Source organism: Chryseobacterium daecheongense (assembly GCA_027920525.1).
Lineage (GTDB): Bacteria > Bacteroidota > Bacteroidia > Flavobacteriales > Weeksellaceae > Chryseobacterium > Chryseobacterium proteolyticum.
Genome location: CP115858.1, coordinates 2499437 through 2525562 on the forward strand (window position 1 = coordinate 2499437; position 26126 = coordinate 2525562).

The window sequence follows — 26126 nt, forward strand, 5'->3', positions numbered from 1 at the left end:
AATTATCCTTCAAAATTCATTGTTAATGGTAATCTGAAACGGTAACGTACAGATTGTCCATTAATCTTAGCAGGAGCCCATTTAGTCTTAATAGACTTAATAGTTCTTACTGCTTCAGCATTAAAGTCTGAGCTTTTTCCACTCGCTTTAACGTCTGTAATACTACCGTCTCTTTCAACAACGAAAGTTACTTCAGCTTTTACAGTTCCTTCATCACCATTCATTGCAGATCCGTCAAAGTTACTAGACACTTTATTTCTAAAGGCATTAATACCTCCTGGGAATTCTGCAGTTTGCTCTACCTCTGTATACACCTGAGTGTCACTTACCTGAGGCTTAACTTCAGCAGTTGAAGTTTTAGTCCCCGTTGATGGTGGAGGTGGTGGAGGTGTGTAAGCCGGAGCTTTAACCCCCTCCTGATTTTGCAAACCAGTTGTTGTTTCTAATTGCTTAGAAATCGGTGGTGGTGGAGTTTCAATTTTCGGAGCTTTTACAGGCTCTGGAACCACGTTCTGAATTACCTCGATTTTCTCTTCTTTTGGAGGTGGAGGTGGTGGAGGTGGTTCTTCTTCTTTTGGCTGCTCAATAATTTTATCTTCCTGAAGAATTTCCACCAAATCAGCTTTTACTTCTTTCTTCTCTGGTGCAGTAAGTCTTTTAATCGTAAGATAAATAAAAGGAGACAAAGCCAAAATCAGGAATAGTGCCGTTCCGATAAGAAAAGATCTTGTCAGAAGTTTTGGATACTGATGTCTCAGATCATAGGCACCATATTCTTTGTTTCTATTTTCAAATACAATCTCGTCTAAAGTAAGATTCTGACTGTATACATTTTCATCTGCCATAGATTTACAATTTTATGGTTAAATTACTTTGTAGCTGGTGCAGCCGCAGCCCCATTATTCCCAACTTTCTTGTTATAAATAGCTACCTCCCAAGGTTTCAAATCGGTAACCCCGTATTGTTCACTTTTGGTAATTGCCATTTCGTCAAGAATATCAACAAAGTTTTTATATACAGCGTCATCTGTCGGCTTAATAATTACAGTAAATTTACTTTTATCAGCCGCATTTGCTTTTGCTTGCTCAATTACCTTTCTAACACCTTCTCTATCGAAAGTAGTTTCATTCAGATTCTGATCAGTTAAAGATGTATTATCTTGCTGATGCCAGAAAATTTTATTGTCTTTACCCAATAACAATGAAATTGAGTTAGAAAGTTTAATTTCAGTTGGAGGTGGTTTTTTATCTTTTTCTTTCGGTTTTGCCGGAAGACCCAAATCCATTACGTTAGGTTTACTAAACGTGGTTGTGAACATAAAGAAGGTGATCAATAGAAAACCCAAGTCCACCATCGGAGTCATGTCAACTCTGGTACTCTGCTTCTTGGAACGTACCTTGCCGCCCTTGGCGCCCTTTTCCTGTACTTGTACTTCTGCCATTTCTGCTCGATATTATTCGTTAGGTTTACCTTCTTGTGATGTAATCAACCAAAATTTAAGAAAATCAATATCTCTTAAACCTTCAAATAAGCTTTTCACTTTAGGGTATTGAGTAGTAACGTCTCCTTTAATCGCTAATTTGTATTCAGGATTTACGCTCAAACTTTGTTGTACCCAGTCTACTAACTGCTTATTTGTACTATCCATAGGAATCCCTGTAGGACTCTTAAAATTCTTCTGCTCGTCATCTGGCAAATCAAGATAGCTTTTAAGTTGGTTCATTGGAACCCCAATCGCTTGTACTTTTTGAAATGCAGCTTTTTCGTTGTTGTCAAAAGTAATACCATATTTTTGACCCATTTTATCTAAAAGCTGTAATCTCTCTGATGCATTCTCTACCGGTTGGAAATAGAATTTCCCGTCCGGAGTAGCGTTGATAGTCATTAAACTAGCATCAGGAAGTAACTTCTCTGATATTGAAGATGGCGGTTTAATCTGCTCCACGTCAGGTTTTTTAAACTGAGTGGTCAATATAAAGAATGTAAGTAGTAGGAACGCAACGTCACACATCGCGGTCATATCCGTCACTACTCCATGTCTTTTTGGTTTGACTCTCGCCATTATTTTTATTATTTTTAATTAAACTTCTTTTATTGCTAATGCAAATTCCTTGCTGGAAATTCTTAGTTGAATTCCGCGAAAGATTGTTGGATACTCATTGCGATCTCATCGATCTTATAAGTTAATCCATCAATTTTAGATGTAAAGAAGTTATAAAGGATAATAGCGATAGCTGAAGTACCAATACCTAAAGCCGTGTTGATCAATGCTTCAGAGATACCTGTAGAAAGTGCAGCAGCATCTGGAGTACCACCACCTGAACCTAATGCGAAGAATGCTTTGATCATCCCGATTACGGTTCCTAAAAGTGCTACTAATGTTGCAACTGTACCTAAAGTAGAAAGAATCATCATGTTCTTTTCCAACATTGGCATTTCAAGAGTTGTAGCCTCTTCGATAGCTTTGTTAAGAGCCACCATTTTTTGCTCTTTGTTTAAAGTCGTATCATGAGATAAAGCTTTGTAAGTCGTAAGACCTTCTTTTACTACATTACCTACAGAACCTTGTTGTCTGTCGCACTCTTCTAAAGCCTCATCAATTTTGTTTTGGTTTAATAAGCTTCTTACCTGAACAACGAAGCTATCCAAGTTTCCTTTTCCAGCTGCTTTACCAAGTACGAAATATCTTTCAAAAGAGAAAACGATTACAGTGATCATGAAAGTAATCAAGATTGGTACGATAACCCCTCCTTTGTAGATAATACCTAAAAACGACTCTGGGTGAATGTCTTTTCCTTCAACACTTGAAAAAGCTACAGATCCACTACCTAGTTTATCTGCATCTTTGAAGTTACCAGGACTCCCTAGCACGAATAAATAAATACAAACTCCTATAACGAATAAAATAGGAATAATAATAGCCGGGTTTAAACCTCCTGCCTTTCTAGCAATTACTTGCTCATCATTTTTTGAAACATTCATTTCCATATTTAACTAAATTATATTGTTTTAAAATTTTATCAAGTTGTAAATTAAAGGCAAAATTAATTAAAATACAATAGTCTCAAATAAACATTTTGCATTTTTTTGATAACGAAATATTATTACGATTTCGATAAATCAATTATTCTCTTTTTTTTTAATGATATTTCTCAGTATTTTTAAATACTTTAAAAATTTCAAAAAATTAAGCCTTCATTTTTTTTAATTTGCCAATGTTAATTTTTTTTTAAATTACAATATTCACAATTCTGTGAGGGACTACAATGATTTTTTTCGGGGTTTTTCCTTCCAAAATCTGTTGCATTTTGGGGTCATTAATCACCAAATCTTCTACTTGCGCGGGTGATAATTGAGCAGATAGGGATAATTTGAACCTCATTTTACCATTTACACTCACCGGATATTCAATTTCATCTTCTACTAAATATGATTCTATTAATTCAGGGAATTTTTCAAATTCAATAGAATCGGTATGTCCTAACAAACTCCAAAGCTCTTCACAAATATGTGGTGCATAAGGAGAAATGATAACGGCTAACGGCTCAAGAATATTGCGTTTGTTGCATTTTATTTTTTGTAATTCATTTACAGCGATCATAAATGAAGATACAGAGGTATTGAAAGAGAAGTTTTCGATATCGTAAACCACCTTCTTTATTAAAGTATGCAGAACTTTATATTCTGCTTTTGTCGGTTCTTCATCAGAAACTTCAAATACATCTCCGTTAAAATAAAGGTTCCAGAATTTTTTAAGGAATCCGTACACTCCACTTAGTCCCTGGGTATTCCATGGTTTCGATTGTTCCAATGGTCCTAAGAACATTTCATATAATCTTAATCCGTCCGCTCCATATTCTGCACAGATATCATCCGGATTTACGACATTATATTTAGACTTGGACATCTTCTCTACCTCGCGATCTGTAATATACTTTCCGTCTTCCAAAATAAATTCAGCATCAGCATAGTCGGGTCTCCATTGTTTGAATGCTTCAGTATCCAATTCATCAGATGTTCCTTTTAATAAGGATACATCCACATGAATCTTCTGTGTTTTATATTGAGTTGCCAATGATTTGGAAACATACTGATTTGTTCCTTCTACCCTGTACACAAATGCACTCATTCCCAAAATCATCCCTTGATTGATCAACTTTTGGAAAGGCTCATCCTGACTGATGTATCCTCTGTCCTTTAGGAACATATTCCAAAAACGGGAATACAGCAAGTGACCTGTTGCATGTTCACTTCCTCCTATATATAGGTCTACCTGTCCCCAATAATCAGTGATATCTTTTTTAGCAAAAACTTCTTCATTATGAGGATCCATATATCTTAAGAAGTACCATGAGCTTCCAGCCCAACCAGGCATGGTGGACAACTCTAATGGAAATACATTAACCTCATTGATTAATTCTGTAGCTACAACTTTTTGATTTGTCTCATCCCACGCAAAAAACTTAGCGTTTCCTAATGGAGGATCCCCGTCTTCTGTTGGTAAATATTTTTCAACTTCGGGAAGCTCCAAAGGCAAAGAAGACATTGGTAAAGTATATGGCATTCCATCCTTATAATATATAGGAACCGGTTCACCCCAATAACGCTGTCTTGAGAAAATAGCATCACGCTGTCTGTAATTTGTAGTTCCATGACCGATATTACGCTTCTCAACTTCGGCAATCATTTTTGCTTTAGCCTCATCGTAAGATAATCCATTCAGGAAATCTGAATTAACACAAACGCTGGTCTTAGAGTCAAAAGATTTTTCCTGAACATCTTCATCGGTCTCAACAACCTTTTTAATTTCAAGATTAAACTTCTTTGCAAATCTGTGATCACGTTCATCGTGAGCAGGTACTGCCATAACAGCTCCTGTTCCATATCCCATCAATACATAATCTGAGATATAAATCGGCATCTTCTCATTGCTGAAAGGATTGATTGCATAACTTCCGGTAAATGCACCACTCACGTTTTTTACATCAGACATTCTATCCCTCTCTGTTTTCTTAGAAGTCTCTTCTATGTAAGCATCAACTTCAGCCTTCTGAGCAGCCGTAGTAATGGTATCAACTAATGGGTTTTCCGGCGCAAGTACCATAAAAGTCGCTCCGAAAATAGTATCAGGTCTTGTGGTGAAAACCTCGATCTTTTCGTCGTGATTCTCAACATTGAATTTAACCTGCGCTCCCTGTGATTTTCCAATCCAGTATTCCTGCGAATCTTTTAAAGGTTGTGGCCAGTCTATTGTATTTAATCCCTCAAGTAATCTCTCAGAGTATGCGGAAATCCTCATACTCCATTGCATCATCTTTTTCTGAAATACTGGAAAACCTCCTCTTTCAGACTTCCCATCTTTTACTTCATCATTGGCTAATACTGTTCCAAGAGCAGGACACCAGTTAACCGTCGTTTCAGCTCTGTAAGCCAGACGATAATTTAATAAGATATCTTCCTTATCAATATCTGAAGCATTCTTCCACTCTTCTGCCGTGAAATCAAGTTCGTCATTTTGATTTGCATTTAAACCTTGTGTCCCTTTTTCTTCAAAATGCTGAATCAGCGTTTCTATAGGCTCTGCTTTATCGGTATCTTTATTGTACCACGAATGGAACAACTGGATAAAGATCCATTGTGTCCACTTATAATAGGAAGCATTTGAAGTTCTCACTTCCCTGCTCCAGTCAAATGAAAAACCAATTTTTCTTAATTGTTCTTCATACCTGTTAATGTTTTGTTCAGTAGTAATAGCAGGATGCTGTCCTGTTTGAATAGCATACTGTTCAGCAGGAAGTCCAAAGCTGTCATAACCAACCGGGTGAAGCACATTAAATCCCTGATGTCTTTTATACCTTGCATAAATATCAGATGCAATATATCCAAGAGGATGTCCTACGTGTAATCCTGCTCCTGATGGATAAGGAAACATATCGAGAACATAAAATTTGGGTTTATCTGTTGTATCGGAAGTTTTGTATGTCTGCTTTTCTTCCCAGTATTTCTGCCACTTTTTTTCTATCTGCTGATGATCGTAAAACACTTTATGTATAGATTTTATTTAAAATTAATCTTCAAAAAATTTGAAGAGGTACAAAAATAAAGATTTTAAAAGAAATAGAACTTTAATTTTTAATTAATTAGCATACTTTGATTTAAACAAAAAAATCTCATCCGAAGATGAGATCTGTATTCTTTATTTTCAACCTTATATATATTACTGAGGAATTCTCTTTAGTGTATATGTGGTAGACTTGTATAGATTAGGATCTGTAGTATCTTCAATGGTAAGATTCAGCGTCGTATCAGTGAGTGTAGTTACTTTTCCTTTGTCCGGAACTACTGTACCCTGATACTTGATTTCAATCCTCTTATCACTTGTACTATAGGTATAGGTAAAATTTCGGTCTGAAACAGTACTACATATTGCAGGGGTTCCTATTTCATCCTTATCGGTTCTTTTTCCGGTATTTCCTTCATTGAACAACCATCTTGATTCTTTCTGGCAAGTGGTAAAAGTAATTTCATCTGAAACCCCGGATCCGTTTGCCGGAATAGTGGTAATCACTTCTTTAACAGGTTGCCAAAGTCCGTTAATTGGAAATACCTGTTGAGTATCGTCGTCCTTACATCCGGTTGCTACTAATAATGATAAACCTGCAAATAGTAATGCTAATTTCTTCATGTATCAAATTTTTCAAGGCCTAAAATTATGATTTTTTTTAAATACTCTGTCATTTTTTTTAGGTTTTGCAATTATAATTTTCATTTTCTTAAAATTCCTTCAATAAAACAGATATTTTAAAACCTTATATTTGCATAAAAACACGTATGCCCGAGGTTTCCATAATCACTCCATGCTATAATTCTTCCAGATTTCTGGAAGAGACCATTCATTCTGTAATGAGCCAAACTTTTACAGACTGGGAGTGGCTAATCACTGATGACAAGTCTTTCGATAATTCTGTGGATATAATCCGTAAGGTAAATGATCCAAGAATAAAGTTATCTGTTGCGGAAAAAAATGGAGGTGCAGGACATGCTCGAAATTTATCTCTTGAAAAAGCAACCGGAAGATTTATTACTTTTCTGGATGCCGATGACTACTGGGAGCCTGATTTTTTAGAAGAGATGATCAGCTTCATGAAGCGCGAAAATGCTGAAATTGCCTATTCCAATTATGCGAGATGCAATGAACAGCTTATTCCTCAGATTGAAGATTTCAAAGCAGACAAGGAAGTAACTTTTGACAATTTACTGAAAACATGTCGATTATCCCTCCTATCATCGATGTATGATTCCCAGAGGGTAGGCAAAGAATACTTTCCGGAAGGCAGCAAACGGGAAGATCATGTTATGTGGCTCAATTTACTAAAGAAAATTCCTGTGGGAAAACCCCTTCCAAAAACTATGGCAAAATACAGGATGCATTCAACGAGTGTTTCCAGAAAAAAACAGCATATCGTAAAAGATCAGTACCTTGTGTACAAAGATTTCATGAAGTTTTCTACGTTAAAGTCTCTATATTATACTGCCAACTGGGCGTTGAACGGGTTTATGAAATATTCTAAAATTTTTAATTAATGGAGTATTCAAAAGAATTCAAAGCAGCACTGAGTAATTTCTCTTCTATAGAAAAAGACCGTTTGATCTTCAGACTTCTTAAAAAAGACAAGCTCCTTTCTAAAAAACTATATTTTGAGTTAATTGATACAGAAACAACGGATCAGAAAAGATCCCAGATGGAAGATATCATTGAAGAAAAAGTTCTTTTCGCATCTAAATATATTACTAATCCAAAATATTTCCTGGTTCTTATTAGAAAAATAAGCGCTGAAATAACTGAACACATAAAAGTTACTACCGATAAATTCGGTGAAGTATCACTTCACCTGTTTCTCATCAACAGAATTTTAGACCAAAATTCTCAGCTCAACCATCAAAGGTTCGATGCTGTATATAAGCTTTACATTTATATAATCAATAAAGCAATAAAGGTGCTTCTTACTATACAAAAGCTTGATGAAGATTACTGGATTGAGTTCGATGAGCAATTGAGTGAACTGGAAGATAAAATTCAAAATAACCGCTACCTACAGAAACTTTGTATCAATAATAGTTTTGATATTAGATGGCTTAAATCTGACCGTATTCCTGAAAATCTGGATTTAATCATTAAAGAGATCAAAAGCCAGGGATTCTTAAAATAATGTCATCTTTTCAATAATAAGCTCCGAAGAATCGGGTTTATCATCTACAAATTTTCTGGCACTTTGAGACATATCTTCAATTACCTCTTCATTATGGGTTAAAAAAAGAATAAAATCCGCAGCCAAATATTCGGTTTCAAAAGATTTGCCTCCATCTGCTGAAATCAGTTCATCTGCTTCAGGGTTTTTTCTGTAGTGGTTTCCGAAAACAACAGGAACACCAAAAGCCGCCGCTTCAAGAATATTATGAAGACCTGCATCATGAAACCCACCTCCCACTACGGCAATATCAGCATAAGAATATAATTTTGATAGCAGCCCGATGCTATCAATAATCAACAGCTGAGGATTGAAAGCCGAAAATCCGGAATCAGAAATCTCACTGTACAATAAGGCATTGGGAAACATCTGCTTTAAGTTCTGGACTCTTTTTAAATCATGAGGAGCAATAATAATTTTCACATCCTGATTCATTACAGAAACCAGCTCTGCAATTTTTTCTTCAGCATGCCACGAACTTCCGAAAACAATGGTTTTTTGATCTCCTGTAAAGTCTTTGATAAATTTTACATGATGATCCCTGCTCCTAAGTTGCTTAACCCTGTCAAACCTTGTATCTCCTGTTATAGAAGATTTTACCAATCCTATACTTTTAGCCAGAGCGTAGGAAAATTCAGTCTGATGAAAAAACCAATCAACGTTTGACTGAAGCTGTTTAACAAACCATTTCCCGTAAGATGTAAAAAATGATTGCCTTTCATAGAACAGTGCAGAAATCACATAAATTCTGGCATTCCTTTTTTTTAGTTCAGCTAAAAGATTATACCAATAATCATATTTAACCGTAAAGAATAGTTCAGGGCTGAACTGTGCAACAAACTCGCTTACAGATTTTTTTGTATCAAAAGGAAGATAGCAAACAACATCAGCGATATGTTTTTTCCTGATAACATTTTCATATCCTGAAGGTGAAAAAAATGTAATCAGAATTTTATGTTGTGGAAAAATCTCTTTCAGCCTTTCAAGAACGGGAAGCCCCTGCTCATATTCCCCCAGACTTGCTGCGTGCATCCAGATTACCTTATCCGTTTTTGAAAATGAAGATTTTACAAGTAATAAAGAATGTTTTCGTCCCTCAATTCCTTTTTTAGTTTTCTCATTGAACAACGAAAATACTTTCATTCCGAAAATGAGGATATTAATTAGTATGTTATAAATAAAAGACATCATCTATTTTTCAATTTCAACCCGGTCATTATTTGTTGAAGGACAAGAGATCACTAAAAACTCAAGTTCTTCTTCTGTATCATTAAAAATATAATGTTGCGCTTTCGGCTCAATAGAAATACTTTCACCCGCTTTTATAAAAAACTTTTCCTGATCAATTTCAAATGAAGCCTCTCCCTTAAGAATATAAAAGAATTGGCTAGCTCTATTATGAAAATGAAGTTTTTCAGAGGTTCCCGAAGGCATTTTTTCCTGCTTTACAGAAAGCTCCTGGGTATCCTTCAGTACCCAGCTATCACAATGCTCTCCCCATATATAGTGATCAGAATTATTTTTGGATTTTATCATATTTTCCTTTTTTAAACATTACAAATATGTTTGTCCCTATTACAAGGATCATCAAGCCTAAAAAAACGAAAAACATATTACCCAAAGTACTTGTTCTGTTTTCAGCTATCCAAACGGTTTCTAAAAGAGTATACCCAAACAACAATAGCAGAGGTAGCAGAATACTGTATGCAAAAAGCTCTAAAGATTTTTTATTTCGGAAGTGATCCGGAATAGTAAGCATGGGAGAGTTGGGATCTCTGGTAACCGCAAAAAGAATAAAAGATAAGAAGGTAGCAATAGAAGATAAAATCCAAATTGTCCTTTTATGATCGTAACCGTCAATTCTTCCGTTAACCATAAAATGAGTAGGAATAATTTCCGGTAATTCTGCATATTTCCATCCGGTAAAAATCCAAATTGAAATAAGCAAGAGAATATTTACAATGAGTAATGGTTTACCAGACATGCTTCGGTTATTACAAAACTTTTTTAATCACTCTTAATTTATGGGTATGACTGTTCAATTCCTTATTGAAAATTCCGGAGGAATCAAGGGTGTCAATTCTTACCTTACCAGAGGCATGAATGATCTTCTGATTTTCTAACATAATTCCAACGTGAATAATTTTCCCTTCGGCATTTTCAAAGAATGCCAGGTCTCCGGGCTGACTTTCCTCAACAAAGGTTAAAGGTTCCCCCACCTCTGCCTGCTGATAGGTATCTCTCGGAAGCTTGATGTCGTGAACTTTATACACCAATTGTGTAAAGCCTGAACAATCTACCGCAAAAAAGCTTTTTCCTCCCCATAAATAAGGAACATTAAGAAATTCTTTTGCCGTTAAAGCAATGCTTTCCCGAATATCATGACTTCTCCTTGAAGCCACAGCCGGAAATTCAACTTCTGATCCCATAGAAAGCAATGTTTTACCATCATTCATCAATACAGAGGAGAAATCTTCCGTAATCAGAGTAACTTTTCTCTTTTCAAGTTCTTCGTCTGATACCGGTTTTATCTGTTTAGTATCCATCCATCCTTCATAGCCATCATAATGCATTTTTATTTTGGTCCAGTTTTTATTCACTTCCAAAATATCAGCACTTTCACCAAACAATATTTCTGTTACAATCTCTGCTTTGTCCGAGTTTTCTGCACGGACAGGAGCTACAGTAACAATACAGATTCCTTTATTCATCAACTTTCTTTATATATTAAATGACTAAGGATTTGAAAATTAAAAAATTTAAATTTCAAACCTCTCTATTTACTTCCTTCGAAGGAAATTAACCCCATCACGCAAAGGTAAAATAAGATTTTCAAAATCTTCATCTTTTGCAATCAAATCATTTAATTCTTTAATGACCTCGGTAGATCTTTGTTTTGGGTTTTCTTCCAATACTTTACCGTACCATAGAACATTATCAAACAATACCACTGATCCGGATTGGGTATGGGGTTTTATTAATCTGAAATATTCTGCATAATTATCCTTATCTGCATCGATAAAAACAAGATCAAAAATCTCATTTGTTTCTTTTAAGAAGTCTTTTGCATCCTGAAGTTTAAAATAGATCTGCTCCGAAAATTCACTTTCAGAAAAATACTTTCTTGGAAGGTAAGCCAGGTCTTCATTAACATCCAATGTTGTAATTTTTCCTTCTTTGGATAAGCCCGTAGCTAAACAAAGGGTGGCATATCCCGTAAAAGTTCCTATTTCAAGAATATTTACTGGCCGCAGCATCTGGGAAATAATCGTTAAAAGCCTTCCCTGCTGATAACCGGATATCATATGCGGCTGTGTTGTTTTCTGGAAAGTTTCTTTTCTTAATCTCTTCAGAATTTCAGGTTCGGAAGAAGCGTGGGTCTCCAGATACCTATCCATTTCCGGGTTCTTTTCTTCAAAAAAACTCATGTTATCGATTTTTGTTATTCAAATTTAATTAAATAAAAGAAAAAATGGTGGTATTGTGGATAAAAGATACAATTTAATCATGGGAAAATCACCCTGCTAAAATACCGTAAAAACACGGGTGTTTTAGCAGACTTGACATTAGTACCTTTGCTAAGCAGCAAACGCAAAAACATCATAAACATGGAAACAGAAGAAAGCCTAACTAAGAAAAAGAGAAAAGCTACAGGATCATTAGAGAATGTATCTTCTGAAAAAACTAAACGCAAATTATCCGATTCATTTATTAAGCGAATTATTTCATTATTGAAACAAGAAGAATTAGTTTGATTAAAATAATAAATCCCGAATTTCTCCGGGATTTATTTATGTTTATGTATTTCAAGTATTATTTCTTAGGAGCAATATCCATCAGTTTCATAAACTCATCAAGCTTAGGCATAATGATAATTTCAGTTCTTCTGTTTTCTGCTCTTCCTGAAACACTCATGTTCGTTGCTTTAGGATTGTATTCTGAACGACCTCCAGCTGTAATTCTTGAAGGATCTACACCAAACTGAGTTTGCAGCACCTTAGCAACCGCAGTTCCTCTCAATGCAGAAAGATCCCAGTTGTCTCTTGGTAAATTAGCAGAGCTCAAAGGAGCATTATCAGTATTCCCTTCAATAAGTACGGAATATTTATCGTAATCGTTGATCACTTTAGCTACTTTTCCTAGTACTTCCTGAGCTGCGGGCAGAATGTTATAATCTCCTGTTTTGTACAACATTTTATCTGAAAGGGAAATCATTACAACTCCTTTCAATACTTTTACCTGAACATCTTCATCGGTTACATTATCCAAAGATCTTTTCAGTTTATTTGACAATGCTAAATTCAGACTGTCATTTTTAGCATTATTAGAAATCAATTGTTTGATGTATGAGTTTGAAGCATTAATCTCACCTACCAGTTTATCAATATTTGCAGAGCTTTTTCCTGTATTGGATAAGCATGCATCTAAAGATGACTTCAGAGCATCATGCTGGCTTTTTAGTAAACTATTTTCACCGGATAATGCGGAGTTTTGAGATTTCAGATCCTGAATCTCTCTTTGTCTTTCGCCAATATTTTCAATGCACTGTTTGTAGTTCGAACTTAGTGCATCATACTGTTTTTTGCTGACACAAGATGTCATTCCCAACGCCATCGCAGAAACTGCTAAAATTTTTAATATCTTCATAAATAATCTTTTTTAGACGGATCAAAGTTAGAAAATTCAATTGAATTATATGAATTATCTTTGCACAAATGAAATTCTCAACAGTTATGTTGAAAAAATTAAGTATTAAAGAACAGCTGCAAAATCTGGTTAACTCACCCGAAAAACACAATTATCTTTTAGCGGTAAGCGGAGGTGCAGATTCCATGGTTTTAGCTTTTCTATTCAGTAATCTGGGTCTTAATTTTCAGATTGCACATATCAATTACAAACTTCGGGGTAAGAACTCTGATTCGGATCAGAAAGTTGTTCAGGATTTTTGCCAGGCCAATGACATCAGATTTCATTTATATGAGGTTTCGGAAGAAGATCAACAACCTGAAAATTCCATTCAGCTTTGGGCCAGGGAACTCCGGTATCAATTTTTTAAAAAGGTACAAGAGGCTGAAAAGCTGGAATACCTGGTAACCGCACATCACCTGAATGATCAACTAGAAACATTCATCATTAATCTGTCAAAAGCAGCAGGGATTAACGGATTGAGCGGCATTCCTGCTAATGAGAACAAAATCCTGCGCCCTCTTTTAGGTTATTCCAAAGAAGAGATTTATAGTTTTGCAAAAGAAAACAATATTGAATACAGAGAAGATGCGTCTAATAAAAAAAACGATTACTTAAGAAACAAAATCAGAAATGAAATTGTCCCGAAACTTCTTGAAACTAATGATCATTTTTTAGAAAATTTTAAAAAAAGCTCTTCTTACCTGAATCAGGCAAAAGATTTTATACAAAAACAAATAGAAGAAGTAGAAAATAGTATTTCTACATTTAACCTGGAAAAGAGAATCTTATCTAAGCAAAAGCTGGCTAAAGAAAGTGATTTTATAAAGTTCGAAATTTTAAAAAAATACGGATTCAACAAAGAAAAAGAAATCAGGAAAATTTTCACCGCCTCTACAGGAAGTTCTTTTTTTTCCAATGATTATCAACTGATGGTTAATCGGGATGAACTTATCATAATCAATAAGGTTGATAAAAAAGAGGAAGAACAGATAATTTTAATTGAAAAGTTTGATTTCAATAAAGTTTCAGTTGATATCAATCTTGCCACATTCATTACAGACAGTAGTGAGCACAGCAAGAGTTTCAAATGGTCTTTTGATGCAGAACAGCTTCAATTCCCATTAATTTTAAGGAAAAAAGAGGAAGGTGATTTATTTTATCCATTACTCTTTTCGGGAAAAAAGAAAGTTTCCAAGTTTTTTAAGGATGAAAAATTATCTATTTTAGCGAAGCAAAAAATTTGGGTATTGGCGGACGGCAATAAAAACGTCTTAGGCATTATTCCTTACAGACAAGACAGAAGATTTGTGTGTACAGAAAAAACAAAGCATACCCTAAACCTTTTTAATGAAAAGTAAAAAATGAAAAGTAAATTTAAAGCATGGCTGTTATTAGCTTTGGTATTCTTATTTTCAGGACTCAATGCACAGATCAAAAATCCTGTAAAATTCAAGTTCACGATCAATGATCTGGGAAATAATCAATACGAGGCAGTTCTTAATGCAACGATGGAAAGTGGTTGGCATATTTACTCGAGAGATATTCCTGAAGATACAGGGATTCCCACAGAATATAAAGTTTCGGGAAAAAACATTGAACTGATTGGAAAATTTCAGGAGGTTGGAAAGAAGCATGAAGAATTCTCTGAGGCTTTTGGCGGAACGATTGTTTTCTATTCAAACTCGGCAGGCTTTAAACAAAAATTCAAACTTAAAGATCCTACAAAACCCGCAGATGTCACCTCGGAGATCACTTATCAAACGTGTGATGACAGGGTATGTCTGGCTCCCAATACATTAGAATTCAATCAAAAGGTCACTCCAAAAGGAGCAACTGAAGAAGCAACCCCTGAAGCTGTTTCAGAAACAGTTAAAGATTCTGCAAAAACGACTGTAACTGCTGTAGAAAATCCGTCTAAAGACGAAATTGTCGTATCACAGGTTTCGCATCTGGATCCTAAAAAATTGAAAATAGAAACAATAGATTTTAAAAAGCCTTTAACGGATTGTGGTACTAAGTCTTCAAAGGTTGATGAAAACTACTGGACGTATTTATTTTTAGGATTTATCGGTGGATTAATAGCCTTATTAACTCCTTGTGTTTTTCCAATGATCCCTCTAACGGTATCATTCTTTACTAAAGGAAATAAAAATAAAGCTAAAGGAAAAAGAGATGCTCTTATCTATGGTTTTTTCATCCTGCTTATATTTGTATTGTTAAGTGTTCCGTTCCATTTAATTAATGGAATTGCAGGAAATATCTTTAATGAAATTTCAACAAGTGTTTGGCTTAATATAGCGTTCTTTATCATATTTATTTTCTTTGCCGGAAGCTTCTTCGGATACTATGATATTACACTACCAAGCGCTATTGCCAATAAATCATCCAAGGCTGAAGAAGCAGGAGGTATCATTGGGATCTTCTTTATGGCTCTTACACTGGTGATTGTTTCATTCTCATGTACCGGACCTATTTTAGGAAGTTTATTAGGGAGTGCTGTTACCGGATCTACCAATGTACCGATGTTACTAACTTTTGCATTGGCTGGTTTTGGTTTGGCCTGGGCAATTATTTTCGGACTTTTAGCATTATTTCCTCAAGCTTTGCAGAGCCTTCCTAAATCAGGAGGATGGATGAATACAGTAAAAGTAGTGCTAGGTTTCGTGGAACTCGCATTGGCTTTAAAATTCCTATCAAAAGCAGATCTTGTTTCTAAAACATTTTTATTAAAAAGAGAATTATTTATTGTTATCTGGATCATCATTACAATTGGTCTTGCTTTATATTTATTTGGACTGATCAGATTCCCCCATGATGATAAAAAACCCAAAATATCCATCACCAGAAAAATATTGGGAGTATTGGGAATTGGATTTGTAATCTATCTGATCCAGGGATTGATCCCTTCTGAGCGTCCAAAACTTCAGTTACTGAGTGGTATCCTTCCTCCGCTTAACGTTAGCTATTTCCATAATGAAAAGGACGGAATTCTGGGAATGCATCCGGAACATGACTTTTTCAGCGCTGTAGAATTAGCCAAAAAAGAAAACAAACCCATTTTGATTGACTTTACAGGATATGGTTGTGAAAACTGTAGAAAAATGGAAGAGTTTGTCTGGAGCGAACCCGACATTTTACCCATCCTTCAAAACGATGTCATTCTTGCTTCTCTGTATGTTGACGACAAAGAAGAACTTCCGGAAGATCAGAAAACCAAAATTGATCTGGGAGACGGTCAAATTAAAAAAGTAAAAACAATCGGAGACAGATGGAGTTTATTCCAGCAGGTTAATTTCAATAACAATTCCCAACCCCATTACGTTTTGGTAACTCCGGGCGGAAAGGTAATCAATACTCCTGTATCAGGTTATATGCCGAAAGAGGAGTTTAAAAAATTCCTGGAATGCGGAGTAAATTACTACAAACAGAATAAATAGTTTACCAATTAAAATATTACAGCCCTGTCAATTAAATTGACAGGGCTTTTTACACTTATTAGAAAAATGTCTACACTTACTTATTGAAATAAATAAACCCAATAATTTTTATTTATTTTTAGAATAAAAGTATACATGAAAAATCTATTTTATCTTTTATTTTTCACTTTAAATTTTCTTTCTTTAAGCGCCCAGGCACCTTCCATAGTATGGCAGAAGACTTTTGGAGGTACAGGTAGAGAAGAGTTTTTTGATATCCAGACAACCAATGACGGCGGATACATCACTATTGGGGATACTACCTCTTCAAATGGCGACGTAACTACAAACCATGGAAGCACAGACCTTTGGATTGTAAAAGTAAACAGTTCCGGTACCATCCAATGGCAAAAAACGTATGGCGGAAGCAATATAGACAGAGGATTTAAGATTCAGCAGACCACTGACGGCGGATATATCGCCATTGGATCCACAAGTTCCACGGATGGGGATATTATGGGAAATCATGGAGGATATGATTTATGGATACTTAAACTTGATGACTCCGGCAATATTGTATGGCAAAAAACACTGGGTGGTAGTGCTGATGAAGATGGAGTTGATATCCAGCAGACAAATGAAGGAGGATATATTGCTATAGGATCTACCTACTCTACAGATGGTGATATTACAAGTAATCACGGACAAAGGGATATGTGGATCATCAAATTAGACAGTTCCGGAAATACACAATGGCAAAATACGTATGGTTTTCTTTATCAAGACGATGGAAATCAGATCAGGCAAACTCCGGATGGAAGTTATGTCGTTATCGGAAGTTACAACTTTTCTTCAACCGACACTTCGGATTTCTGGATTCTGAAATTAGACCCATCAGGAGTTGTTATCTGGGAGAAAACATATGGCGGAACATCAAGGGAAAACCCGTACGATATACAAAACACCAGTGATAACGGATATATACTTGTAGGCTACACTCAATCCAGTGATGGAGATATAACAGGAAATCACGGTCAGGGTGAAGTATGGATGCTGAAACTCAACTCGTCAGGTGACCTGCAATGGCAGAAAACATTTGGAGGAACGTCTTCTGATTATGGAGAAGCCATCCAACGGACCTTGGATGGCGGATATATCATTGCCGGAAACGCCCAATCAACCAATGGAGATGTGACGGGTAATCATGGAAGCAGTGACTTCTGGATTATTAAGACTGACTCTTCCGGAAATATCATGTGGCAAAAATCGTTGGGAGGCACCAGTAATGAAATGGGCAGAGGTATTATAGAGATTGCTGACGGGACCTATATTGTAGTTGGCGGAACCTATTCTACCGACGGGGATATCACCATTAATAAAGGGCTTAACGATGGCTGGATGGTAAAAATCCAAACTGAACAGCTAAGTACCGCAGAAAATAATATTAAAAACAATATTTCCTTGTATCCTAATCCTGCAAAAGATCTTATTTATCTGGATAACCTGCCTACGGGAACTACGGTACAGATAACAGATATGTCGGGAAGAAAATTGCAAAGTCAAAAATATAATAATAAAAAAAGCTCTATTAATACCTCTCAATTAACCAATGGCATTTATATTATCCACGCTGAGCATAAGGGAAAAAATATTTTATCTGAGAAATTGATCATAGAGAAATAACACATAACCTCTTAATTAATCATAAAATATTAGTAAAATAAAAAACGCTAAGGTTTCTTTATGCTAAACATTTAATAAATTTTAAAAAATTGTGAGATTTTGAAAAATCAGGTACAAACTTTGTATGGATTCCTTCAGATAAAGAACAATAATTCAATCTTTATCAAATAACCGTTTAACATTTAAAAATTGTACTTATGGCTGAAGTTATCGCACAAGAAAAATCAGGAGGAAAACAACGGAAAAAATTAATCCGCGTGGACATGACTCCAATGGTAGACTTAGGTTTTTTATTAATAACCTTTTTCATGTTTACAACCAATTTTACAAAACCCAATGTAATGGATCTGGGATTGCCGGCAAAAAGCCCAAATCCACCAACAAATGTAGTTGACAACAAAAACCAGGTTACATTTATTATCGGAAAGGATAATAGGATATTTTATCATCAGGAGACAAAAGGAGATTTAAACACCAGCAATCTCAAAGAAACCGATTATAATGGGGTTAATATTTCAAAAATCATTTCGAAGGCTTACAATGACGCACCTATAAAAGATAATTTCACAATTATCATTGAACCTACAGATGATTCTAATTATAAAAATTTTGTAGATATGCTGGACAACATTGCCATCTCTAAAAAGGAACGTTATGGAATCACCGACATGAAACCTTGGGAAAAGAAAGTTTATGAAGAATTAATAAAATAAAACAGAAAGGGCATTATAATAGTGCTCTTTTTTATTTACTTTTGAGAATACAATTTTTATTCTTCGATGAAAAATATACTAATGATCGCTGCAATTACAGCCCTACTTTTTTCTTGTTCAAAAAAAGAAACACAATCAACCCCAAACCAAACAGATAGCGTCAAAATTATCGATTCTATTAATGCTGCCCGTACAAAAATAAATGACAGCATTAGAAGTAAAAACCATTTCAAAGACTTTAGCGGAGATCATCAATTCACGCATAATCTCATCAAAAAAGCAGGCTCTGTCAATTTCAAAAAAACAGAGGGTGAAAAGGATCATTATAAAGTTCTTGGAGATATAAAATCAGGGAAAGATCATGTACATATTGAAGGCTATATGAAAGTTGTTTCCGACAAGCATATGAATTTCACAGGAAGTATTTCGCAAAGCATCTCTGAAAACGAAAACGGGAAAATAGATATAAGAAAGGGTACAAAAACTTTCTTATCTAAAGACGGCGGAAAAACCTGGAGGCTTCAGGATATGGTAAACGGCTCAGGATTTGTAGACTATATCGATATTCACTTTTAATTCTGAACACATGCTGAATTTTGAAAAAACAGGAAACGGAAAGGAAATTTTAGTACTACTCCATGGCTTCATGGAAAATCTTTCTATCTGGAGTGATATGGAGCCGCACTTATCTAAAAATTTCACCCTTTTAAAAATAGATCTCCCTGGTCACGGAAAATCAGAAATTTTGGCTGACGTTCATACGATGGAGCTTATGGCTGATGAAGTAAAAAAGGTTCTAAACGATCAAAAGCTTGAAAAAGTTCACCTGTTAGGACATTCTATGGGAGGCTATACTTCATTGGCATTTGCTGAAAAATATCCCGAATCAATAAAAAGTCTTACCTTATTTTTTTCCACCTACTTTCCGGATGATGATGAAAAGAAAAAACAACGTATAAAAAGCTACAGAATTATTCAGGAAGCATTTCCTAATTATGCAAAGGCCGGAATTCCTAATTTATTCAACCCTAACGAAAGAGATATTCTTGAAGGCAAAATAGAAACAGCTCTGGAAGTTGCACTGTCTACCAATAATATGGGAGCATTAGCCTGCGTAAAAGGAATGGTAGAACGAACGGACAAAAAACATGTTCTGGAAAATCTTGAGGCTAAAATATTAGTCCTCTCAGGAAAGCATGATAATGCAGTAAAAACAGAAACAACCATCAATAACCTTCCGGACAGGACGAATATAAAATCATACATTCTGGATTGCGGACATAACGGACATTGGGAAAAACCAGGCATTTGTGCAGAGATCATTAATACTGAACTTCTTCATAATATGCCGAAAAACTTAGTTTTATAAACATTTAGGCTTTTTGTTATCCAACACGAGCCATATTATTACTAAATACAGTCAAGCTATTTTATCCTCAATAAGCCCAATTAAGGTTCTGAAATTTCTTGTATATTAGTGAAGATTAATTTTCTCAATGAGCTTATTCTCCTTCAACAAAAAGAAACCTGTAATCGGCTTGACACTTTCCGGTGGAGGCATGCGTGGAATTGCCCATATTGCTGTTTTAAAAGCGTTGGAAGAATTCAATCTTAAACCCGATATTATTTCAGGTACCAGCGCCGGTTCTATTGTTGGCGCTTTTTATTCTTTTGGAAAAACTCCCGATGAGATGATGGAAATCGTTAAAAGCACCACTTTTTTTTCCAGGTCTTATTTAAAACTTTCCAAAAATGGCATTTTCAGCTCAAATTTTATTTTAAAACTATTTACAGATCACTTTCCTGAGGATGATTTTAAAATCCTGAAAATCCCTGTTTATGTGGCTGCAACAGAAATGACCCACGGCATTGTAAGCTTCTTTTCAGAAGGACCACTTTTTCAACCTCTTTTAGCATCTTCAAGCGTTCCTTTTATACTTCCACCCGTAAGGATTGGAGAAAAAATATATGTAGATGGTGGCGTTTTAGACAACTTACCCATAGAACCAATCATTGATAAATGCGATTTCCTGATTGCATCACATGTGAATTCGATCAGTTATGATGAACTTAAAAAAATGAGTCTGCTAAAGGAATTTGATAGAATTCTCCATTTAGCCATTGCAAAATCGGTTTATTCTAAAGTGAATTCATGTAAGATCTTTCTTGATCCTCCTAAAATGACCAAGTTCAGCTTATTTAACAAAAAATATATGGATGAAATGTTTCAGCAGGTGTATGAATATACATGTGCAGAACTGGAAGACAAGGGATACAGAAAATTAAAAATTGACAATTGAAGCCAGGTTTAATGCTATTTGATTCGTATCTTCCTTCTTCTGTTTCATTTTACAAATTCTCTTCAGCCACTCTGTTTTTAAATATTTCAAGAGTATCCGGTAAAGAATCATTTGATTTACCTCCTGCTGCGTTGATATGCCCTCCTCCATTGAAATACTTCCTTGAAAACTTATTAACATCAACATCATCTTTACTTCTGAAAGAAATTTTGATAAAATCTTCATACAGGTCTTCCATGAAAAATGCAGACATTTTCACTCCGATAATGCTCAATCCATAATTAACAAAACCTTCAGTATCTCCTTTTTGGAACCCATATTCCTGAAGTTCTTTTCTTGTTAAGTATAAAACAGCCACTGTACCCTCATTTACCACTTCTATTCTTCCTAATATCAGAGCTAAAAGATGCAGACGGGAAACGGTATTGGTATCCCAAGTATTAGATGTAATAACGGAAGGATCAGCTCCTTTTTCAATGAGGTTAGCAATAATACGGTGTGTCGTGGCGCTTGTTGAGCGGAAACGAAACCCTCCTGTATCAGTCATGATCCCGGTATAAAGACACTCTGCAATATCTTTATTAACCAAATCCTCATCCTCCATTGCTTCAATAAAATGATAGATCATCTGGGAAGTTGCAGGGATAATGGTATCTGAATATACATAGTCAAACTCTTCAGGCTGCTGATGGTGATCAATGAGAATTTTTTTTGCGGTAGCTTTTACCAGCCAGTCTCCAAGAATGCCAATTCGTGAAGGTGAATTGAAGTCTAAGCAAAAAATAACATCTGCATCACTAATAAGATCAAATGCAACCTTTCTTTTATATTCAGCAACGATATTCTTTCTGGCTTCAGGCATCCATTTCAAAAATTTAGGAAAATCATTAGGCACAACCACTTCTGCCATTATGCCTTTTGCGTGCAAATAATGTTTTAATCCTAAACTGGAACCAATAGCATCTCCATCCGGATTATAATGGGTAAGGATAACTATTTTATTTTCAGGCGTAAGAAGATTCTTTATTTCTAAAAGTTCAGTAGGTGTAAACATCATTATGTTCTTTAAATTTGAGTCTCCAAAGATAGAGCTTTTAAATAAATGAGACATACATTAATTTAAATAAGCTGAGGGACCCTATTTATAGTGAACTTTTCTAATATCACCTTCAGAAACGCTTAAATTAATTTCAAAAAAAAACAATATAAATTTGTAACTTCTAAAAAAATATTTATCTTTGCAACCTGAAAAATAAATAGATAATTACGATTTAAATATATAGTAATGAGTAAAAGAACATTCCAGCCATCAGAAAGAAAAAGAAGAAACAAACACGGTTTCAGAGAAAGAATGTCAACGCCAAACGGTAGAAGAGTTTTGGCTGCAAGAAGAGCTAAAGGCAGAAAGAGTTTAACGATAAGTGCATCTCGCGCTAAGAGATAATCTCGAAATTATCATATACAAATCATGCTTGAAAATAAGTTTTTCAGGCATTTTTTGTTGTTAAAATTTACTAAAATTTAGGTTCTTTAAGTTTCTTTTTTCTATTTTTAAAATCTGAAAAGATTTTTTTTAGAAATCGCCCTCTTAAAATTAAATTATGCCACATACAAATATCTCAGGAGACAGCATTATAAGTTTACAGCATGCAAAGATTGCTCAAAAAAACTTCACTGTTCTTTCTGACGTTAATCTCAATATTAAAAAAGGAAGATTTTGCTATCTTATCGGAAAAACAGGATCAGGAAAAAGCTCACTTTTAAAGACATTGTACGGGCATATTCCATTGGCATCAGGACACGGAGATGTAGTAGGTTTTGATCTTGCTAAAATGAGAACTTCTGACATCCCTAACCTGAGAAGAAAATTAGGAATTGTTTTCCAGGACTTTCAGTTACTTTCAGACAGAACAGTGGAAAAGAATTTAAAATTTGTTCTTGAGGCTACAGGATGGAGTGATAAAATCAAAATGGAAGACCGTATCAACGAAGTTCTTGGAAGCGTGAACATGAAGAGCAAAAAGCATAAAATGCCACATGAACTTTCAGGAGGAGAGCAACAACGTATAGCTATTGCAAGAGCTTTATTAAATCATCCGGATCTTATTCTTGCGGATGAGCCTACCGGAAACCTTGATCCGGAAACGTCTAATGAAATCATGACTTTACTTAAGCAGGTTGCTTTAGAAAACGGAGCTGCAGTAGTGATGGCTACTCACGATTATCATATGATCCAAAACTTCCCTGGTGAAGCGATCAGATGTGAAGATGGAAAGGTATCCGTACTTGATACTACGGAATTATTCGAATAATTTTCATTTACTAAAAACATGAAACTCTTTAGTGAGTTCTAAATATTGGTCCGAGTATTTTCTCGGACTTTTTTCTATCACCAATTCAGAGTCTTCGGCCTCACCTTCCCTTATTGAAAATTCCAATATCAGTCTTTTAACTTTTGAATGTTCAATTCCTTTGATCTGAATTCTTCTGAACAAAAACAAATGATATTCTTTTGCAAGACCAATAAAATCCACTCCCACCTCAACAGGAATGATCACCGAAAAAACACCCTTTTCAGACAACAACGACGGAATTCTGGAGATTAGTTCTCTGAAATTCAACTCAATTGTCTGCCTGGCAATTTTATCTTTACCGGAATCAGACTCTTCAAAATACGGAGGATTGGAAACAATAAGATCAAATGTATCTTTTGATTCAAAAGTTTTAAAATCCTGATGAATATTTTTCAATCTTTCACTGAAAACCGAATTCCGGAAATTCTTCCGGGTTAATTCAACAGCACCAATCTGAATATCCAACCCTAAAAACACAGCATTAAGATTCCTTTGAGCAAGCATTAAAGATATCAAGCCTGTACCGGTTCCTACCTCAAGAACTTTGGCTGCCCGATCGACACTAGCTAAAGCACCTAACAAAACACCATCAGTCCCTACACGAAAAACATCCGGGGATTGCTGAATATCAAACTGCTTAAACTTAAAAGGTTTCACTATAGATTGGTCGGTAGTGTTATAGTAAATGTGGAGCCTTTATCAACTTCTGATTTTACAGAAATTTCACCTTTATAATCTTCCACCATTTTTCTTACCATGGAGAGGCCTAATCCCATCCCACTGTTTTTGGACGTGAAATTAGGTTCAAAAATCCTTTCATACATATTATCCGGAATACCTACTCCGTTATCCTGCACAGAGATCATTACTCTTCTTTGATGCTGCTCTATATCAACATTGATAATTAATTTTCTATCTTCGCTCTGAGCCTGCTTCGCATTGGTAACAAGGTTGGTAATAATCCTGGAAAGATAGATCCTGTCCATGTTGATCATGATATTTGCCTTGTTGGTATGAACGAAAACACTGTCATCACTGAAAACACGTAGAATATCAGCAACCTCCGCATTCAGGTTGATGGTCTCATTATTTTTTTCGGGAAGCTTCGCAAATTCTGAAAAAGCAGAGGCTACGGTAGCAATCAAATCGATCTGATCAACCATCGTTTTACTCATCATTTTCACCCTTTCCGTCACATTAGGATCCTGAGGATCAAACTTCCTTTCAAAATTCTGGATGGTAAGCTTCATCGGAGTCAAAGGATTTTTTACTTCATGGGCTACTTGTTTCGCCATTTCTCTCCACGCTTCCTCTGATGCTTTGAACCTAAGCCTTTCTTTTTGATCCTGAATCTGAAGTATCATTCTGTTATAAGCTCTTGCCAAAGCATTTAGCTCATCATTTTTATAATATCTGATAGGACGCATCTCATTCTCAAAAAGAGTAATACGCGTAATCATATCAGAGAATTTCGTAATATTTTTAGCCAAACTGTTTGAGGTTACCCAACTAATCCAGATACTGAATATAATAAGAAAGAAATCAACCAAAAGGATATATTTAACATATTGGTGAAGCACTTCCAGATAAGCGGATTCATTATGATATAAAGGAATATATACAATTCCTATAGGCTCCAGAACATTATTTTTTAGGATCATATAAGAGGATGTGAATACCGCATCCTTTGCCTGATCATATCCTTTAATATCCACTCTGGCATCGGTCGCCAGGATTCGATTAACAATATCTACGGGAATTGATTTTTGAGATACTAACCCCTGATCTCTGTTGGAAAGAAGATAATGTCCTTTCAAATCATAAATCACAATATCATGCTGATTGATATCTGCAATTTCAAAAATTTTATTTCCTAAAACCTGAGGGAGATCTTTAGTTTCGAGTACCGTACTGCTTACTTCATAATCCAGAAAGCGCATTACAGCACTGGTTTTCTCCTGCATGTCAATTTTGCTTTGTTGCAAAGAATGGTTTCTCAAAACAAAGTAAGGAACGAGGGATGAAGCAACAACACTTAAAAGACATACCAGCAAGAAACCGAAAAACACTCGATTCCTCAAGCTATATCCTTTGTACTTATTAATTGCCATTCTGTTTTTTAATTAACCTAGCAATATACTTACCAATTATGTCAAATTCAAGATTAACTTTATCACCTATTTTTAAATATTGCATATTCGTAAACTCCCAGGTATATGGAATAATTGCGACAGAAAATTGGAAATCCTCACTTTTAGCAACGGTAAGACTTATTCCATTCATAGTAATTGATCCCTGAGGTACTGTTACAAAATCACCGTCATTATCATATTTTACTGTAATGAAATAGCTCCCGTCTTTATTTTCGATTCCTACAACCTCACCTGTCTTGTCCACATGTCCCTGTACAATATGCCCATCCAGTCTGCCATCCATCTTCATACAACGTTCAAGATTTACTACTGTTCCCACTTCCCATTTTCCAAGATTAGTCTTTTCCAGAGTCTCATTAATTGCTGTTACAACATATTGGTCATTCTTAATCTCCACAACCGTCAAACAACATCCGTTATGTGCAAGACTTTGATCTATTTTTAACTCATTGGTAAAAGGGCAGGTTAATGTAAAGTCGATATTACTTCCTTTTTCTTCAATTTTCTCAATAACTCCAACTGCTTCAATAATTCCTGTGAACATATTATTTTTTGCTAAATTTGTAAAA

At 35.2% G+C, this 26126-nt stretch carries 28 protein-coding genes; 12 read left to right on the forward strand and 16 right to left on the reverse strand.

Features of this window, described 5'->3' with window-relative positions; genetic code table 11:
- Positions 1–2 precede the first annotated feature (2 nt).
- From PFY10_11035 to PFY10_11060, 6 genes are all read right to left on the reverse strand, one after another.
- Positions 3–845, reverse strand: coding sequence for an energy transducer TonB (locus tag PFY10_11035; protein ID WBV54781.1), 843 nt, complete (start codon positions 843–845; stop codon positions 3–5).
- Positions 846–868: 23 nt separating this feature from the next.
- Positions 869–1441 (reverse strand): biopolymer transporter ExbD, encoded by a 573-nt coding sequence (locus PFY10_11040; protein ID WBV54782.1) that lies wholly within the window; start codon positions 1439–1441, stop codon positions 869–871.
- Positions 1442–1453: 12 nt separating this feature from the next.
- On the reverse strand, positions 1454–2062 hold the full coding sequence (locus PFY10_11045) for a biopolymer transporter ExbD (protein WBV54783.1): 609 nt from the start codon (positions 2060–2062) through the stop codon (positions 1454–1456).
- A 62-nt stretch (positions 2063–2124) separates the two neighbouring features.
- On the reverse strand, positions 2125–2988 hold the full coding sequence (locus PFY10_11050; protein WBV54784.1) for a MotA/TolQ/ExbB proton channel family protein: 864 nt from the start codon (positions 2986–2988) through the stop codon (positions 2125–2127).
- A gap of 241 nt (positions 2989–3229) precedes the next feature.
- On the reverse strand, positions 3230–6043 hold the full coding sequence (gene leuS, locus PFY10_11055; GenBank protein ID WBV54785.1) for a leucine--tRNA ligase: 2814 nt from the start codon (positions 6041–6043) through the stop codon (positions 3230–3232).
- A gap of 174 nt (positions 6044–6217) precedes the next feature.
- Positions 6218–6685 (reverse strand): lipocalin family protein, encoded by a 468-nt coding sequence (locus tag PFY10_11060; GenBank protein ID WBV54786.1) that lies wholly within the window; start codon positions 6683–6685, stop codon positions 6218–6220.
- A gap of 146 nt (positions 6686–6831) precedes the next feature.
- On the opposite strand from PFY10_11060, the gene PFY10_11065 reads away from it, so the two are divergent.
- Positions 6832–7584 (forward strand): glycosyltransferase, encoded by a 753-nt coding sequence (locus PFY10_11065; GenBank protein WBV54787.1) that lies wholly within the window; start codon positions 6832–6834, stop codon positions 7582–7584.
- A complete protein-coding gene (locus PFY10_11070) occupies positions 7584–8210 on the forward strand; it encodes a deoxyuridine 5'-triphosphate nucleotidohydrolase (GenBank protein WBV54788.1) in 627 nt (208 codons plus the stop codon). Before PFY10_11065 ends, PFY10_11070 begins: the two co-directional genes overlap by 1 nt.
- Here PFY10_11070 and PFY10_11075 read toward each other — a convergent pair.
- The 5 genes from PFY10_11075 to PFY10_11095 form a co-directional block, all read right to left on the reverse strand.
- Positions 8202–9437, reverse strand: a complete 1236-nt coding sequence (locus PFY10_11075) for a 3-deoxy-D-manno-octulosonic acid transferase (protein WBV58934.1) — start codon at positions 9435–9437, stop codon at positions 8202–8204. The two genes, PFY10_11070 and PFY10_11075, sit on opposite strands and share 9 nt — an antisense overlap.
- A 3-nt stretch (positions 9438–9440) precedes the next feature.
- Complete coding sequence (locus tag PFY10_11080; GenBank protein ID WBV54789.1) at positions 9441–9785, reverse strand: cupin domain-containing protein; 345 nt, start codon at positions 9783–9785, stop codon at positions 9441–9443.
- On the reverse strand, positions 9766–10233 hold the full coding sequence (locus PFY10_11085; GenBank protein WBV54790.1) for a DUF1648 domain-containing protein: 468 nt from the start codon (positions 10231–10233) through the stop codon (positions 9766–9768). The genes PFY10_11080 and PFY10_11085 overlap by 20 nt, the downstream gene beginning before the upstream one ends.
- 10 nt (positions 10234–10243) lie before the next feature.
- Positions 10244–10960: a C40 family peptidase gene (locus tag PFY10_11090; protein ID WBV54791.1), complete on the reverse strand. Its 717-nt coding sequence runs from the start codon at positions 10958–10960 to the stop codon at positions 10244–10246.
- Between the two features lie 69 nt (positions 10961–11029).
- Positions 11030–11677: an O-methyltransferase gene (locus PFY10_11095; GenBank protein WBV54792.1), complete on the reverse strand. Its 648-nt coding sequence runs from the start codon at positions 11675–11677 to the stop codon at positions 11030–11032.
- A gap of 180 nt (positions 11678–11857) precedes the next feature.
- Between PFY10_11095 and PFY10_11100 the strand changes: the two genes are divergently transcribed.
- Complete coding sequence (locus tag PFY10_11100) at positions 11858–12004, forward strand: hypothetical protein (protein WBV54793.1); 147 nt, start codon at positions 11858–11860, stop codon at positions 12002–12004.
- A gap of 58 nt (positions 12005–12062) precedes the next feature.
- Here PFY10_11100 and PFY10_11105 read toward each other — a convergent pair whose 3' ends face one another.
- Positions 12063–12896, reverse strand: a complete 834-nt coding sequence (locus PFY10_11105; GenBank protein WBV54794.1) for an OmpA family protein — start codon at positions 12894–12896, stop codon at positions 12063–12065.
- 86 nt (positions 12897–12982) lie between these two features.
- On the opposite strand from PFY10_11105, the gene tilS reads away from it, so the two are divergent.
- From tilS to PFY10_11140, 7 genes are all read left to right on the forward strand, one after another.
- On the forward strand, positions 12983–14296 hold the full coding sequence (gene tilS, locus PFY10_11110; protein ID WBV54795.1) for a tRNA lysidine(34) synthetase TilS: 1314 nt from the start codon (positions 12983–12985) through the stop codon (positions 14294–14296).
- Between the two features lie 3 nt (positions 14297–14299).
- Positions 14300–16375: a thioredoxin family protein gene (locus PFY10_11115; protein ID WBV54796.1), complete on the forward strand. Its 2076-nt coding sequence runs from the start codon at positions 14300–14302 to the stop codon at positions 16373–16375.
- Positions 16376–16510: 135 nt separating this feature from the next.
- Positions 16511–18037: a T9SS type A sorting domain-containing protein gene (locus tag PFY10_11120; GenBank protein ID WBV54797.1), complete on the forward strand. Its 1527-nt coding sequence runs from the start codon at positions 16511–16513 to the stop codon at positions 18035–18037.
- Positions 18038–18234: 197 nt separating this feature from the next.
- The gene (locus PFY10_11125; GenBank protein WBV54798.1) at positions 18235–18750 is read left to right on the forward strand and encodes a biopolymer transporter ExbD; all 516 of its coding nucleotides are present in this window, start codon (positions 18235–18237) and stop codon (positions 18748–18750) included.
- Between the two features lie 66 nt (positions 18751–18816).
- Positions 18817–19326 carry a hypothetical protein gene (locus PFY10_11130; GenBank protein ID WBV54799.1) on the forward strand — a complete coding sequence of 170 codons (510 nt, stop codon included), beginning with the start codon at positions 18817–18819 and terminating at the stop codon, positions 19324–19326.
- Positions 19327–19336: 10 nt separating this feature from the next.
- Complete coding sequence (locus tag PFY10_11135) at positions 19337–20119, forward strand: alpha/beta hydrolase (GenBank protein WBV54800.1); 783 nt, start codon at positions 19337–19339, stop codon at positions 20117–20119.
- Between the two features lie 127 nt (positions 20120–20246).
- Entirely contained in the window at positions 20247–21050 is an 804-nt protein-coding gene (locus tag PFY10_11140; GenBank protein ID WBV54801.1) for a patatin-like phospholipase family protein, read from the forward strand.
- A 49-nt stretch (positions 21051–21099) separates the two neighbouring features.
- Here PFY10_11140 and PFY10_11145 read toward each other — a convergent pair whose 3' ends face one another.
- Positions 21100–22104 carry a bifunctional oligoribonuclease/PAP phosphatase NrnA gene (locus PFY10_11145; GenBank protein ID WBV58935.1) on the reverse strand — a complete coding sequence of 335 codons (1005 nt, stop codon included), beginning with the start codon at positions 22102–22104 and terminating at the stop codon, positions 21100–21102.
- A 231-nt stretch (positions 22105–22335) separates the two neighbouring features.
- Between PFY10_11145 and rpmH the strand changes: the two genes are divergently transcribed.
- Both rpmH and PFY10_11155 read left to right on the forward strand, forming a co-directional pair.
- Positions 22336–22494, forward strand: coding sequence for a 50S ribosomal protein L34 (gene rpmH, locus PFY10_11150; GenBank protein ID WBV54802.1), 159 nt, complete (start codon positions 22336–22338; stop codon positions 22492–22494).
- Between the two features lie 157 nt (positions 22495–22651).
- The gene (locus PFY10_11155) at positions 22652–23362 is read left to right on the forward strand and encodes an ATP-binding cassette domain-containing protein (GenBank protein ID WBV54803.1); all 711 of its coding nucleotides are present in this window, start codon (positions 22652–22654) and stop codon (positions 23360–23362) included.
- Positions 23363–23365: 3 nt separating this feature from the next.
- On the opposite strand, the gene PFY10_11160 is transcribed toward PFY10_11155, so the two are convergent.
- The 3 genes from PFY10_11160 to PFY10_11170 are packed head-to-tail and all read right to left on the reverse strand — an operon-like array spanning position 23366 to position 26101.
- The gene (locus PFY10_11160; GenBank protein WBV54804.1) at positions 23366–24061 is read right to left on the reverse strand and encodes a methyltransferase; all 696 of its coding nucleotides are present in this window, start codon (positions 24059–24061) and stop codon (positions 23366–23368) included.
- A complete protein-coding gene (locus tag PFY10_11165; protein WBV54805.1) occupies positions 24061–25515 on the reverse strand; it encodes a HAMP domain-containing sensor histidine kinase in 1455 nt (484 codons plus the stop codon). Before PFY10_11165 ends, PFY10_11160 begins: the two co-directional genes overlap by 1 nt.
- Positions 25505–26101 (reverse strand): riboflavin synthase, encoded by a 597-nt coding sequence (locus PFY10_11170; protein WBV54806.1) that lies wholly within the window; start codon positions 26099–26101, stop codon positions 25505–25507. The genes PFY10_11165 and PFY10_11170 overlap by 11 nt, the downstream gene beginning before the upstream one ends.
- Between the last annotated feature and the right edge of the window lie 25 nt (positions 26102–26126).

Coding starts and splice junctions, on each gene's coding strand:
- PFY10_11060 (WBV54786.1), bottom strand. CDS start 6,685: ATGAAGAAATTAGCATTACTATTTGCAGGTTTATCATTATTAGTAGCA.
- PFY10_11095 (WBV54792.1), bottom strand. CDS start 11,677: ATGAGTTTTTTTGAAGAAAAGAACCCGGAAATGGATAGGTATCTGGAG.
- PFY10_11120 (WBV54797.1), top strand. CDS start 16,511: ATGAAAAATCTATTTTATCTTTTATTTTTCACTTTAAATTTTCTTTCT.
- PFY10_11140 (WBV54801.1), top strand. CDS start 20,247: ATGAGCTTATTCTCCTTCAACAAAAAGAAACCTGTAATCGGCTTGACA.
- rpmH (WBV54802.1), top strand. CDS start 22,336: ATGAGTAAAAGAACATTCCAGCCATCAGAAAGAAAAAGAAGAAACAAA.
- PFY10_11080 (WBV54789.1), bottom strand. CDS start 9,785: ATGATAAAATCCAAAAATAATTCTGATCACTATATATGGGGAGAGCAT.
- PFY10_11130 (WBV54799.1), top strand. CDS start 18,817: ATGAAAAATATACTAATGATCGCTGCAATTACAGCCCTACTTTTTTCT.
- PFY10_11165 (WBV54805.1), bottom strand. CDS start 25,515: ATGGCAATTAATAAGTACAAAGGATATAGCTTGAGGAATCGAGTGTTT.
- PFY10_11105 (WBV54794.1), bottom strand. CDS start 12,896: ATGAAGATATTAAAAATTTTAGCAGTTTCTGCGATGGCGTTGGGAATG.
- PFY10_11170 (WBV54806.1), bottom strand. CDS start 26,101: ATGTTCACAGGAATTATTGAAGCAGTTGGAGTTATTGAGAAAATTGAA.
- PFY10_11115 (WBV54796.1), top strand. CDS start 14,300: ATGAAAAGTAAATTTAAAGCATGGCTGTTATTAGCTTTGGTATTCTTA.
- PFY10_11135 (WBV54800.1), top strand. CDS start 19,337: ATGCTGAATTTTGAAAAAACAGGAAACGGAAAGGAAATTTTAGTACTA.
- PFY10_11065 (WBV54787.1), top strand. CDS start 6,832: ATGCCCGAGGTTTCCATAATCACTCCATGCTATAATTCTTCCAGATTT.
- PFY10_11090 (WBV54791.1), bottom strand. CDS start 10,960: ATGAATAAAGGAATCTGTATTGTTACTGTAGCTCCTGTCCGTGCAGAA.
- PFY10_11155 (WBV54803.1), top strand. CDS start 22,652: ATGCCACATACAAATATCTCAGGAGACAGCATTATAAGTTTACAGCAT.
- PFY10_11040 (WBV54782.1), bottom strand. CDS start 1,441: ATGGCAGAAGTACAAGTACAGGAAAAGGGCGCCAAGGGCGGCAAGGTA.
- PFY10_11145 (WBV58935.1), bottom strand. CDS start 22,104: ATGTTTACACCTACTGAACTTTTAGAAATAAAGAATCTTCTTACGCCT.
- PFY10_11050 (WBV54784.1), bottom strand. CDS start 2,988: ATGGAAATGAATGTTTCAAAAAATGATGAGCAAGTAATTGCTAGAAAG.
- PFY10_11075 (WBV58934.1), bottom strand. CDS start 9,437: ATGTCTTTTATTTATAACATACTAATTAATATCCTCATTTTCGGAATG.
- PFY10_11085 (WBV54790.1), bottom strand. CDS start 10,233: ATGTCTGGTAAACCATTACTCATTGTAAATATTCTCTTGCTTATTTCA.
- PFY10_11035 (WBV54781.1), bottom strand. CDS start 845: ATGGCAGATGAAAATGTATACAGTCAGAATCTTACTTTAGACGAGATT.
- PFY10_11070 (WBV54788.1), top strand. CDS start 7,584: ATGGAGTATTCAAAAGAATTCAAAGCAGCACTGAGTAATTTCTCTTCT.
- PFY10_11045 (WBV54783.1), bottom strand. CDS start 2,062: ATGGCGAGAGTCAAACCAAAAAGACATGGAGTAGTGACGGATATGACC.
- PFY10_11100 (WBV54793.1), top strand. CDS start 11,858: ATGGAAACAGAAGAAAGCCTAACTAAGAAAAAGAGAAAAGCTACAGGA.
- PFY10_11125 (WBV54798.1), top strand. CDS start 18,235: ATGGCTGAAGTTATCGCACAAGAAAAATCAGGAGGAAAACAACGGAAA.
- tilS (WBV54795.1), top strand. CDS start 12,983: ATGTTGAAAAAATTAAGTATTAAAGAACAGCTGCAAAATCTGGTTAAC.